We start from the raw sequence: 11724 nt of genomic DNA, 5'->3' as shown, positions 1-11724 counted from the left end.
GGGTTCTTCAGCACGCCCATCAGAAGCCGAGCTTGCGAAGGTGCTTCGCGTCCGTCTGCCAGTTCTTGGCGATCTTGACGTGCAGGTCGAGGTAAACCGGCGTACCGAGCAGGGCCTCGATCTGGCGGCGCGCGTTCGCTCCGACCTCACGCAGCCGGGCGCCCTTGTGGCCGATGATGATGCCCTTCTGACTGTCCCGCTCGAGGTAGAGGTTCGCGTAGATGTCGATCAGCGGCTTGTCCGCCGGCCGGTCCTCGCGCAGCCCCATCTCGTCGATCGTGACGGCGATCGAGTGCGGCAGCTCATCGCGTACACCCTCCAGCGCCGCCTCCCGGATCAGCTCGCCGACCAGGATCTCCTCGGGCTCGTCGGTGATGTCGCCGTCCGGGTACAGCGGCCGGCCCTCGGGCAGCTGCTTCACCAGCTCGTCGGCGACCAGCTGGGTCTGGAAGCCGTCGGTGGCCGACACCGGGATTACCGCGGTCCACTCGATGCCCACCGACTCGCCCAGCGCGGCGATCTCGGACAGGTGCTCGGCCATCCGGTCCGGGCCGACCAGGTCGGACTTGGTCGCCAGCGCGATCTTCGGCGTCCTGGCAACCTTGGCCGCCTCGGTCACCAGGAACCGGTCGCCCGGCCCGATCTTCTCGTTCGACGGCAGGCAGATCGCGATCACGTCGACCTCGGCCCAGGTCGTCTTGACGATGTCGTTCAGCCGCTCGCCGAGCAGCGTCCGCGGCTTGTGCAGACCGGGGGTGTCGACCAGGATCAGCTGGGCGTCCGGCCGGTGCACGATGCCCCGTACGGCGTGCCGCGTGGTCTGCGGCTTCGACGAGGTGATCACGATCTTCTGGCCGACCAACGCGTTGGTCAGCGTGGACTTGCCCGCGTTCGGGCGCCCGACGAAGCAGGCGAACCCGGACCGGAACTCCGGCGCGTTCTCAGGTGTGGACGACATCACGAACCTCTCCGTTGCCATTGGCAACGACTACCGGGAGGGCCGCGCCACCGAAGTAGCGCACCACCTCCACATCGACGTCCGGTGATTCGGTCACCACCGCGGCGGCCTCGATCCCCTTGACGCCGGAAGACACCGCCATCGCGATCGCCAACTGCAGCGCGCTCAGCAGGACGGTGTCCAGCTGCACCGTGCAAGCAGCATAAGTCCGGCCGTCGGTGTCCCGGACAGCGGCACCTTCGGCGGCCCGGGTCCTGGCCCGGGCGGCCCGGGCCAGGGTGACGAGCTTGGCGTCCTCGGCGGACAGGTCAGCAGACAAAACACGGCTCCATGGATTTCAGGCAGTCTGATGACTGCTGTCCTGCGGCTGGCCGGCGGGCTCGCCGCGCCGGACCAGCACCGTACCGACCTGGTTGCGCCGGCCGGACGGGCGTTCCGCGGTGAGAGACAGCCCGAGACCCTCGATCTCGACCTCGGCACCGGGAATCGGCACCTTGCCGAGCAGTTTCGCCATCAGGCCGCCGACCGTGTCCACGTCGTCGTCGTCCAGCGGTACGCCGAACAGCTCGCCGAGTTCGTCGATCGGGAACCGGCTCGAGACGCGGTAGGCGCCGTCCGACAACGCCTGCACCGATTCCGGCGCCTCGTCGTACTCGTCGGTGATCTCGCCGACGATCTCCTCGAGGATGTCCTCGATCGTGACGAGGCCGGCCGTTCCGCCGTACTCGTCGACCACGATCGCGACATGCATCCGGGCCGCCTGCATCTCCCGAAGCAGTTCGTCCACCGGCTTGGAGTCGGGGATGTACATGCACGGCCGCATCACCGACTCGACCCGCTCGGTCGACTCGGCCTGGGCGTTGTCGTAGACGCGGCGCATCACGTCCTTGAGGTAGACGACCCCGACGATGTCGTCCAGCGACTCACCGACCACCGGGATCCGCGAGTAGCCGCTGCGCAGGGCGAGCGAGGTGAGCTGACGGAGCTTCTTGTGCCGCTCGATGTAGACCATGTCGGTCCGCGGCACCATCACCTCGCGGACGATGGTGTCGCCGAGCTCGAAGACCGAGTGGATCATCTGCCGCTCGCCGGACTCGATCACCGACGACTTCTCGGCCAGGTCGACCAGCGCGCGCAGCTCGGCCTCGGTCGCGAACGGGCCCTCGGCGAATCCCTTGCCGGGAGTCAGCGCGTTGCCGAGCAGGATCAGCAGCTTCGGCAACGGGCCGAGAATCCTGGTCAGCGCCATCGTCGGGCCGGCCGACATCATCGCGAACCGGTCCGAGTGCTGCCGGCCGAGGGTGCGCGGCGCGACGCCGATGATCACGTAGGAGACCACCACCATCAGGACGGCGGTGATCACGATGTGCTCCCAGGTGACCGAGAAGATGTTCGACAGCGCCTGGGTCACCAAGACGATCGCGGTGATCTCGCAGCTCAGCCGGACCAGCAGCAGGGAGTTCAGGTACCGCGGGGCGTCGGAGAGCAGGTCGCGCAGCCGGGTCGCCCGGAGGTTGCCCTGCTCGACCTGTTCGTTCGCGCGCACCTTGGAGTACGACGACAATGCCGCTTCGGCGCCGGCGAACAATCCGGCGAGGAGTACGAGCACCGCGGCCACAACAAGCAGAACGCCGTCGTGGTAGGTCACTGGAACGTCACTCCTGTCCGAGCCTGTTTCCGGGGGCTCGCCATGCTTCCAGCAACCGCCCCTGAACGTCCCACATCTCCGCCTTCTCGGCGGGTTCGGCATGGTCGTAGCCGAGCAGATGCAGGATCCCGTGCACCGTCAGCAACTCCAGCTCGGCCCAGGTGCCGTGCCCGGCCTTCGCGCCCTGTGCGGCCGCGACGGTCGGGCAGAGCGCGATGTCGCCGAGGTGCCCCAGCGGCATGTCGCCCTCGTCGGAGTCATTGGTCCCGGGCCGCAGCTCGTCCATCGGCCATGACATCACGTCGGTCGGTCCCGGCAGATCCAGGAACTCGACGTGGTACCGCGCCATCGTGTCCTCGTCGACCAGCTTGATCGACAGTTCGCACTCGGGGTGGAGTCGCAGTGACGACATCACGAAACGACTCAACCGCATCAGTCCGTGGGCGTCGATCTCCACGCCGGACTCGTTGTTGACCTCTACGTTCATGCTCTGGGCTCAGCGTCGCTTTCATAGTTCTCGTACGCCGACACGATCCGGCCGACCAGCTTGTGCCGGACCACGTCGTGCGACGTCAGCCGGCAGAACTCAAGATCCCGCACGCCTTCCAGGATGTCCTGGACGACCCGCAGGCCCGACCTGGTCCCGGTCGGCAGGTCCACCTGGGTGACGTCACCGGTGACGACCATCTTGGAGCCGAAACCGAGCCGGGTGAGGAACATCTTCATCTGCTCGGGCGAGGTGTTCTGCGCCTCGTCCAGGATGATGTAGGCGTCGTTCAGGGTCCGGCCGCGCATGTACGCCAGCGGGGCGATCTCGATCGTCCCGGCCGTCATCAGCCGCGGGATCGACTCGGGGTCCAGCATGTCGTGCAGCGCGTCGTACAGCGGCCGCAGGTACGGGTCGATCTTCTCCGACAGCGTGCCGGGCAGGAACCCGAGCCGCTCGCCGGCCTCGACGGCCGGCCGGGTCAGGATGATCCGGTTGACTTCCTTGGCCTGCAGCGCCTGGACCGCCTTGGCGACCGCCAGGTACGTCTTGCCGGTACCGGCGGGGCCGATGCCGAAGACGATCGTGTTCTTGTCGATCGCGTCGACGTAACGCTTCTGGTTCAGCGTCTTCGGCCGGATCGTCCGGCCGCGGCTCGACAGGATGTTCTGGGTCAGTACATCGGCCGGGCTCTCGGCCGTCTGCGCCTTGATCATCGCGATACTGCGCTCGACGGAGTCGGCGGTCAGCCCGTGACCGGTCCGGACGACCGCGATCAGCTCGTCGATCAGCCGCTCGACCAGGGCCAGCTCGGCCGGCTCACCGGACATGCTGACCTCGTTACCGCGGACCAGGATGTCGGCGGTGAACTCCTTCTCGACGATCCGGAGGAACTCGTCCCGGGCTCCGAGCAGCGCCACCATGTCGATGCTGTTCGGTACGACGATCTTGTGGGACGCCTTGTGGCCGGCACCGCTTGCGCCGCTGCCGGCGCGCGTCGCATCCGGGTGCGACGGCTCGATACTGCGTGGCCTGGACAGGCTCTTCCTCCTGATGCAGATGGTGTGACTCCACCCATGCTAGCCGTCCCACCCGACACCCTCATCCGATAAAACCCCCGCCGCCCCTCCAAACCCTCCCGAAACCCTCATCCAGCGCGCGGGCACGCGGGATGCGTCTTCCAGGGCCAGCTCGTCGACAGCCGGTCGGCCGCCGTGTAGCTGATCACCCGGCACGCTGACCACTGAGCGTCACCGCGCAGCTTCGAAGAGTCCTCCCACCTGCGGCAATGTCAGGTTCTCATGAAGAGGTTGTCAACCTGGGACGGGACCTTGGCGTCTCCGTTGCGTGGCACAACCCGTTGTGGTGTTCGATGAGTGCGTGGCACATGAGTCCTCGTGGGACGCAGACGAGGCGTTGACGGCTGTCTACACGGCGCACTACACGTCGTTGGTCCGCCTGGGCGCCCTGCTGCTGCGTGATACCGGTTCGGCGGAAGAGATCGTGCAGGACGCCTTCGTGGCGATGCACGCTCGCTGGCACCGGTTGCGCGATCCGCACAAGGCTCTGGCCTACCTACGCACCGCGGTCGTGAACCGCTGCCGGTCCCGGCAGCGGCACCTCGTCGTGGTGGACAAGCACATGCCCAAGTCCTTGCCGGAGGAGCCCAGTGCGGAGCAGGCTGTGCTCCGGACGGCCGAGACCGACCGGGTGATCGAAGCGATGCGCACGCTGCCGGAGAAGCAGCGCACCGTGATGGTGTTGCGGTACTACGGTGAGCTCTCGGAGGCCGAGATCGCCGACACGATGGGGATCAGCCGCGGATCCGTGAAGAGCCACGCCGCGCGGGCGAGCAAGTCGCTGCGCCAGGTCCTGGAGCAGAGCCGATGACCAACCCCGACGACCAGTTCGACGAGCTGATGCGTCGCGCCCTGTCCGCGGAGGCCGACCGGGTCGAGCCGACGGACAGCCTGCACGAGATCCAGTCCCGGGTCCGCTCCCAGCGCAAGGTCGTCACCCGGCGCCCGTGGGTGATCACGGCCGGTGCGGCCGCGATCGGCACCGCCGCCGCGATCGGCGCCTTCACGATGCTCGGCGACGACGCCCGCAACACCGGCGAGCCCGAGGTGGCCGGCCCACCGGTGGGCACGACCAGCTCGAAGGCCACCGCCCCTGCTACGACACTCCCTTCGCAGGCGACCGTGCCGCCGAGCGCCGTGCCGACCGAGAAGGCGTCGGTTGCCAAGGACAGTGGCACGCCTGAACCGATGGTCAAGAGCAGGGCTGTTTCCGTCTACTGGCTCGGCAAATCAACAGGTAACGACACCGGCGCCGGCGTACGGCTCTACCGGACGTTCGCCCGGGTCAGTGGGCGCCCGGCACTGGAGGCGGTCCGCATGATGAGCAGCGGGAAGACCGAAGATCCCGACTACTACTCGCTGTGGCAGGACGCGACCCCCAGCTCGGTGACACAGGCCGATGGCGTGGTGACGGTCGACTTCAAGACATTGCCACAGCAGAAGCTGGAAGCGGGCATCGCACAAGTCGCCGTCCAGCAGCTCGTCTACACCGTCCAAGGCGCGCTCGGCGACCAAAGCGCACAGGTCCGCGTGACCCTGCAAGGGCGTTCCGGAGTGACCTTGTTCGGTCAGGTCGATACCCGCCAGGCTTTCAGCCGCGCGCAGGCCGCTGACGTCCAGGCGCTGGTCTGGATCAACTCGCCCACTGAGGGCGAGGCTGTGTCGAACCTGGTGACGGTCGACGGCATCGCCGCAACCTTCGAGGCGACCGTGAACTGGCGCGCCAGCAACCCGAAGACCAAGCAGCTGGTCCAAGGTCAGACGACGACGAAACAGGGCCAGGGCTTCTCCCCGTTCTCCTTCACCACCAAGCTCGCCCCCGGCCGCTGGCAGGTCGACGCCTACCTGATCTCCCCCCAGGACGGCCGCATCACCGACCTCGACTCGAAGACGGTCAGCGTCCGCTAGCTTCCAGTACTGCGGCCAGCAGGCCGGGGAACGCCTGGTCGAACTCGGACCGCCGGAGCCGGTTGACGCGACGCGGCCCCTGGTCGCGCTGCTCGATCAGCCCGGCGCCCCGCAGTACGGCGAAGTGGTGGCTGCGGGTCGCCTTGGTCACCGGAAGGTCGAACGTGCCGCACGCCCGCACCCAGTCCTCATGCGCAGCGAGGTCCTGCAGGATCATCCGGCGGACCGGATCGGCGAGTGCCTCCAGCGCGGTCTGCAGGTCGACGTCGGCCGGGTCCTCGTGGGTCAGTGAGCGGGACCGGGCCGTACTCATAGTGTTCGACCTTCGTCATACACTAGTGTTTGGTTCACATCGAACACTCTAGCGGAGGTGGCGTGATGATCGAGCTCGTCGACTACCAGTTCGGTCCGGAGGTCCGGAACCGGCTGGCCGAGGCGGAGCAGGCCGGGCGGGAAGGTGCACTCGCGGCGCTCGAGACGTTCTACTACGCGCTGAACCAGCAAGACCTCGACGTACTGACAGCTGTCTGGGCCGATCATGAGCTGGTCCAGCTGAACAACCCGATCGGTGGGATCCTGCGCTCGCGGTCCGCGGTGGAGAACCTCTATCGCAAGGTCTTCACCGGCGGCCTGAACGTACAGGTCACCTTCGGCGACGCGGTCACCTACTGGCGCGCCGACTCGGTCGTCTTCGCCGGTCGCGAGCGCGGCACCTACCAGCACCCGCAGCGTGGCGAGGTCCCGCTGGAAATCCGCACCACCCGTATCTTCGGCTACGACGACGGCCGCTGGGCCCAACTCCACCACCACGGCAGCATCGACAACGCCGAAGCCCTCGGCGCCTACCAGCAGGCCGCGCGCGGCTAGTCAGCTCCAGCGGGAGCGGGCGAGCAAGGCCGCAGCGGCGGCGATGCCTGCGGTCGAAGTACGAAGAACTGTGTCGCCAAGGAGAACTGCGTCGACCGCGAATGCCTCCAATTCAGCTGGGGAGATGCCTCCCTCAGGGCCGACGACCAATACGATATCGCCGCTCGTGGGCAAGGGCAGCGAGGAGAGCCGGGTCTTCGCCTCCTCGTGCAGCACCACCCGCAGCGCGGCGTGGGCCAGGAGTTGGGCCACCTCGGCGGTCGAGGCGATCGGAGCGACCTCGCAGAACCACGACCGACGGGACTGCTTGCTGGCCTCGAACGCCCATGCCTGCCACTTGGTCAGCGTCTTCGCGACCCGCTCGGGATTCGACCGGAACTGCGACCGCTCCGCGTTCCACGGCACGACCAGATCGACACCCACCTCGGTGAGCATCTCGACGGCGAGCTCGGCCCGCTCGCCCTTCGGCAAGGCCTGTACTACGACCAGCCGCGGACTCGCCGCCGGTACCGTCCCCCGCTGCTCCACGGACACGGTCACCCCGGTCTTCGAGGCAGCCGTCACGGGCCCTTCGGCGAAGGACCCGCGCCCGTCCGTCAGCCGGAGCCGCTCGCCCGGCCCGATCCGGCGTACGACGGCAGCATGACGACCCTCGGCGCCGTCGAGCACCAGCTCGGGCGCGTCGAGGTCAGCCAGGTAGAAGACCGCGAGTCCCATCTGTTCAGTGGTTGCCGAAAGCGTCGCGCAGGCGCCCGAAGACGCCCTTGTGGGTGGCCTGGATCTGCCCCTGCGGCCGCTCCTCGCCACGGGCCTGCGCGAGCTGCGTCAGCAACGCCGACTGGCTCTCGTCCAGCCTGGTCGGGGTTTCGACGATCACCTGGACGATCAGATCGCCACGACCCGCGTGCCGCAGTCGCGGGACACCGCGCGCGGTCAGCGTCATCGTCGTACCGGACTGGGTGCCGGCGCGGATCTCCAGCGGCATGGTCTCGCCCTCGAGCGTCGGCAGATCGATCGTCGTACCGAGCGCCGCGGCCGTCATCGGCAGCGTCACCGTGCAGTGCAGGTTGTCGCCGTTGCGGCTGAAGATCTCGTGCTGCTCGACCTCGATCTCGACGTACAGGTCGCCGGCCGGGCCGCCGCCGGGGCCGACCTCGCCCTGGCCGGACAGCTGCACCCGGGTGCCGCTGTCGACGCCACCGGGGATCTTCACCGTGACCGTACGCCGGGAGCGGACCCGGCCGTCACCGGAGCACTCGATGCACGGACTCGGGATGGTGGTGCCGAAGCCGCGGCAGGTCGGGCACGGACGCATCGTCCGGACCTCACCGAGGAAGGAACGCTGCGTGTGCGTCACCTCGCCCCGGCCCGTGGCAGATCTCGCAGGTGACCGGCTCGGATCCGGCGGCCGCGCCGGACCCCGAACAGGTCGGGCAGAGCACCGCCGTGTCGACCTTGAGCTCGCGGGTGGTCCCGAAGGCCGCCTCGGCGAGATCGATCCGGAGCGGGATGAGCGCGTCCTGGCCGCGCCGGGTCCTCGGCCGCGGCCCGCGGGTGGCCCCGCCGGTCTGGCCGAAGAAGGCGTCCATGATGTCGGTGAAGGTGAACGCCTGGCCGAAGCCTGCGCCTGCTCCCCCGCCCGGGCCGCTCGCGAACGGGTCACCGCCGAGGTCGTGCACCTGCTTCTTCTGCGGGTCGCTCAGTACCTGGAACGCGCGGCCGATCTCCTGGAACTTGTGGTGCGCGTCCTCGGAGTCGTTGACGTCCGGGTGGTACTGCCTGGCCAGCTTGCGGTAGGCCTTCTTGATCTCGTCCGGTGAGGCGTCTCGGCTGACGCCCAGGACGGCGTAGTAATCGGTGCTCATACTCCAGACCAACGGTAGGTGGTGTGTTCACTCATGAGTCGGCCAGGATCTGGCTGACGTAGCGCGCGACGGCGCGGACGGCGCCCATCGTGCTCGGATAGTCCATGTGGGTCGGGCCGACGATGCCCAGGGTGGCCAGCGCCTCCGACTTCGAGCCGTAACCGGTCGCGACGACCGAGGTGGTGACGAGGCCCTCGTACGGGTTCTCGTGGCCGATCCGGACCGTCAGGGTCTGCGGGTTGGTCGCCTCGCCGAGCAGCTTCAGCAGGATCACGTGCTCCTCGAGTGCCTCCAGCACCGGTTTCACGTTGCGCTCGAAGTCGTCGCCGTAGCGGGTCAGGTTGGCCGCGCCACCGACCGCGATCCGCTGCTCACCTTCGACCGTGAAGGCCTCCAGCAAGCTGGTCACGACAGCGGCGACCAACGGCCGGTCGGCAGGCGCGAAGTTCTCGGTCACGCTCTCGAGCGAGGTCGCCGCGTCGGTCAGCCGTTGGCCGGTCAGCGCCGAGTTCAGCCGGGAGCGGAGGTCCGCGATCAGTTTCTCGTCGACGTCGTCGTGCGTCTCGACAATCCGCTGCTCGACCCGCCCGGTGCTGGTGATCAGGACCAGCAGCAACCGCCGCGGCGTCATCGTGACCACTTCGATGTGGCGCACGCTGGACCGGCTGAGGGTCGGGTACTGCACGATCGCGACCTGCCGGGTGATCTGCGCGAGCAGCCGCACCGTCCGGCGTACGACGTCGTCAAGGTCGACCGCGCCGACCAGGAAGGACGAGATCGCCTTCTTCTCGGCCGCCGACAAGGTCTTCACCGTGCTCAGCTTGTCCACGAACAGCCGGTAGCCGGCGTCGGTCGGGATCCGGCCGGCGCTGGTGTGCGGCTGCGTGATGTACCCCTCTTCCTCCAGCGCGGCCATGTCGTTGCGCACCGTCGCCGGGGAGACGCCCAGGTTGTGCCGGTCGACCAGTGTCTTCGAACCGACCGGCTCATGGGTCGCCACGTAGTCCTCGACGATGGCCCGGAGCACGTCCAGTTTGCGTTCGTCCAGCACGCACACCACCCTCTCTCCGGCCGTCGGCCACGCTCGCCCGTACGTTTCGGGCTTGGCACTCCCGCAATTCGAGTGCCAGTCTACCGAGCCGTAGCGACAGTTACCCCGTCGAAGCGGCGTGGGCCCCGTCTCAGCTGCTTTCGGGTGACGCTCCCAACGGTACGGCCGCCGGACGGTCGACAGTACTTGCCACGTCCACAGGCTGGTCCTGAGCGGCAGCCTCGAGCAGCGACTCCAGTACGTCGAGCACGTGGTAGGCCAGCGTGCCGTTGGCCCGATGCGGCTCACCGGTACGGATCGCGCGCGCCATGTCGGCCAGGCCGACGCCACGGCCCGCTCCGGCGTACCCGCCGGCTACTGGGACCTCTGTCCACTCCCGGTTGGATGCGGTGACGAGCTCGACCTTGCCGTCGAAGCCGTTCGGGTCCGGCACGGACAGGCTGCCCTCGGTGCCGTACACCTCGATCCGTGGAAGTCGCGCGGCCCAGACGTCGAAGCTCATCAGCACAGTGGTGAGTGCGCCGGACTCGTGCTCGAGTACGCCGGTTACGTGGGTCGGCACGTCCACAGGGAAGGTTTCACCTGCCCGGGGACCGGTGTGAACCTTGCGCTGCTCCTGGGAGCGTCCAGCTCGCCCGGTAACCCGGCGTACTGGACCGAGCAGCGTGACGAGGCTGGTGACGTAGTAGGGGCCCATGTCGAGCAGCGGGCCGCCACCGGGCTGGTAGTAGAACTCCGGTGCGGGGTGCCACAGCTCGTGCCCGGGTGTGACGAAGGAGGCCGACGCAGCAGTCGGTACGCCGATGTCGCCGCGATCCAGGACGGCCCGTGCGGTCTGGGTGCCGGTGCCGAGCACTGTGTCGGGTGCGCAACCGATGCGGAGGTTGTTGGCGGCCGCGAGCTTGAGGAGCGGCTCCGCCTCGGCCCGGTCGACCGCGAGCGGCTTCTCTCCGTACGTGTGCTTCCCCGCCTGCAGCGCGGCTTGGTGGACTGGTGCGTGCGCGGCCGGGATCGTCAGGTTGAGGACGATGTCGACCGCGGGGTCTGCCAGCAAGTCGTCGGATGACAGGGCCCGGACTCCCGGGCGCTGGTCCGCGATGGCCTGGGCGCGGGAGATGTCCAGGTCAGCGACGGCGACCACCTCGACGCCGGGCAGCTTGGCCAGGTGGTCGAGGTAGGTGCCGCTGATGACACCGGTACCGACGATGCCGATGCCGGTCACTTGCTCGCCCACAGCAGCCCCCGTTCGATGATCGTGCGGACCTCGGGCACGTCCAGGTCGGCGAGGCTGTGGCCCGGCGTACAGACGAAGACGCGGCCTTCGCCCCAGCCGCGGGTCCAGACGGCCGGCATCGTCGCGCCGGCGATCCACGGGAAGTCCGGGTGGCCGCGGAACGTGGTGGTGGCGAGCACGTTGTTGGTCGGGTCGGCATGCACGTAGTACTGCTCGGTGTGCAGGTCGAAGTGCGTGATGCCCTCGACGATCGGGTCGTCGGAGACCACTTCGATCCGGTGGTCGACGAAGCCGCCCGGGTGCGAGATGAATTGGCCGCCGGTCATGAAGCTGTAGTCGGTGTCGCCGCGGAACGAGTCGACGATGCCGCCGTGCCAGCCGGCCAGGCCGGTCCCGGACCGGACCGCGGCCTCGAGTCCCTTGACCTGCTCGGCGGTGATCTCGCCCATGCTGATGCACTGCAGCACCAGGTCGGTGCCGTCCAGGTCGAGATAGCTGTCGAGGTCGTCCGACACCTCCACCTCGAAGTCGTTCTCCCGCAGGAACGGGATGAAAAGCTCGGTCGCCTCGACCGGAAGATGGCCTTCCCAGCCGCCTCTGGTCACCAGTGCCCGTCGTGTGGTCACG

General features: G+C 68.2%; 14 protein-coding genes and 1 pseudogene. 4 read left to right on the top strand and 11 right to left on the bottom strand.

The window, feature by feature from the left end; all coding sequences use genetic code 11:
- Window positions 1–19: 19 nt before the first annotated feature.
- Genes era through F1D05_RS32235 form a run of 5 tightly spaced genes read right to left on the bottom strand, consistent with a single transcriptional unit; the run spans window position 20 to window position 4016 of the window.
- The gene (gene era / locus F1D05_RS32255; RefSeq protein ID WP_185444126.1) at window positions 20–958 is read right to left on the bottom strand and encodes a GTPase Era; all 939 of its coding nucleotides are present in this window, start codon (window positions 956–958) and stop codon (window positions 20–22) included.
- Window positions 942–1277, bottom strand: a complete 336-nt coding sequence (locus F1D05_RS32250) for a cytidine deaminase (RefSeq protein ID WP_133977235.1) — start codon at window positions 1275–1277, stop codon at window positions 942–944. Before F1D05_RS32250 ends, era begins: the two co-directional genes overlap by 17 nt.
- Before the next feature lie 18 nt (window positions 1278–1295).
- Window positions 1296–2606: a hemolysin family protein gene (locus F1D05_RS32245; protein ID WP_185444125.1), complete on the bottom strand. Its 1311-nt coding sequence runs from the start codon at window positions 2604–2606 to the stop codon at window positions 1296–1298.
- 7 nt (window positions 2607–2613) lie between these two features.
- A complete protein-coding gene (ybeY, locus tag F1D05_RS32240; protein ID WP_185444124.1) occupies window positions 2614–3093 on the bottom strand; it encodes an rRNA maturation RNase YbeY in 480 nt (159 codons plus the stop codon).
- Complete coding sequence (locus F1D05_RS32235) at window positions 3090–4016, bottom strand: PhoH family protein (RefSeq protein ID WP_246486147.1); 927 nt, start codon at window positions 4014–4016, stop codon at window positions 3090–3092. Before F1D05_RS32235 ends, ybeY begins: the two co-directional genes overlap by 4 nt.
- Here F1D05_RS32235 and F1D05_RS41345 point away from each other — a divergent pair.
- The 3 genes from F1D05_RS41345 to F1D05_RS32225 all read left to right on the top strand — a co-directional run bounded on the left by F1D05_RS41345 (window position 4015) and on the right by F1D05_RS32225 (window position 6080).
- On the top strand, window positions 4015–4161 hold the full coding sequence (locus tag F1D05_RS41345) for a hypothetical protein (RefSeq protein ID WP_246486146.1): 147 nt from the start codon (window positions 4015–4017) through the stop codon (window positions 4159–4161). The two genes, F1D05_RS32235 and F1D05_RS41345, sit on opposite strands and share 2 nt — an antisense overlap.
- 312 nt (window positions 4162–4473) lie before the next feature.
- Entirely contained in the window at window positions 4474–4983 is a 510-nt protein-coding gene (locus F1D05_RS32230) for a SigE family RNA polymerase sigma factor (protein WP_246486145.1), read from the top strand.
- Window positions 4980–6080 carry a Gmad2 immunoglobulin-like domain-containing protein gene (locus F1D05_RS32225; protein WP_185444123.1) on the top strand — a complete coding sequence of 367 codons (1101 nt, stop codon included), beginning with the start codon at window positions 4980–4982 and terminating at the stop codon, window positions 6078–6080. The genes F1D05_RS32230 and F1D05_RS32225 overlap by 4 nt, the downstream gene beginning before the upstream one ends.
- On the opposite strand, the gene F1D05_RS32220 is transcribed toward F1D05_RS32225, so the two are convergent.
- Window positions 6067–6393 (bottom strand): ArsR/SmtB family transcription factor, encoded by a 327-nt coding sequence (locus tag F1D05_RS32220; RefSeq protein ID WP_185444122.1) that lies wholly within the window; start codon window positions 6391–6393, stop codon window positions 6067–6069. The two genes, F1D05_RS32225 and F1D05_RS32220, sit on opposite strands and share 14 nt — an antisense overlap.
- A gap of 65 nt (window positions 6394–6458) precedes the next feature.
- Here F1D05_RS32220 and F1D05_RS32215 point away from each other — a divergent pair, with 65 nt between their 5' ends.
- On the top strand, window positions 6459–6947 hold the full coding sequence (locus F1D05_RS32215) for a YybH family protein (RefSeq protein WP_185444121.1): 489 nt from the start codon (window positions 6459–6461) through the stop codon (window positions 6945–6947).
- Here the strand turns inward: F1D05_RS32215 and F1D05_RS32210 are convergent, their stop codons facing one another.
- From F1D05_RS32210 to F1D05_RS32190, 5 genes and pseudogenes are all read right to left on the bottom strand, one after another.
- Window positions 6948–7664, bottom strand: a complete 717-nt coding sequence (locus F1D05_RS32210; RefSeq protein ID WP_185444120.1) for a 16S rRNA (uracil(1498)-N(3))-methyltransferase — start codon at window positions 7662–7664, stop codon at window positions 6948–6950.
- Window positions 7665–7668: 4 nt separating this feature from the next.
- A pseudogene (gene dnaJ / locus F1D05_RS42355) lies at window positions 7669–8812 on the bottom strand (molecular chaperone DnaJ).
- Between the two features lie 31 nt (window positions 8813–8843).
- Complete coding sequence (gene hrcA / locus F1D05_RS32200) at window positions 8844–9863, bottom strand: heat-inducible transcriptional repressor HrcA (RefSeq protein ID WP_185444119.1); 1020 nt, start codon at window positions 9861–9863, stop codon at window positions 8844–8846.
- Between the two features lie 130 nt (window positions 9864–9993).
- Complete coding sequence (locus tag F1D05_RS32195) at window positions 9994–11097, bottom strand: Gfo/Idh/MocA family protein (RefSeq protein WP_185444118.1); 1104 nt, start codon at window positions 11095–11097, stop codon at window positions 9994–9996.
- A complete protein-coding gene (locus tag F1D05_RS32190; protein ID WP_246486143.1) occupies window positions 11082–11723 on the bottom strand; it encodes a ThuA domain-containing protein in 642 nt (213 codons plus the stop codon). The genes F1D05_RS32195 and F1D05_RS32190 overlap by 16 nt, the downstream gene beginning before the upstream one ends.
- Window position 11724 lies beyond the last annotated feature (1 nt).

This window comes from Kribbella qitaiheensis (assembly GCF_014217565.1).
GTDB lineage: Bacteria > Actinomycetota > Actinomycetes > Propionibacteriales > Kribbellaceae > Kribbella > Kribbella qitaiheensis_A.
Note: the sequence above shows the minus strand (reverse complement) of the source record. Positions and strands in the feature narration are given on the sequence as shown.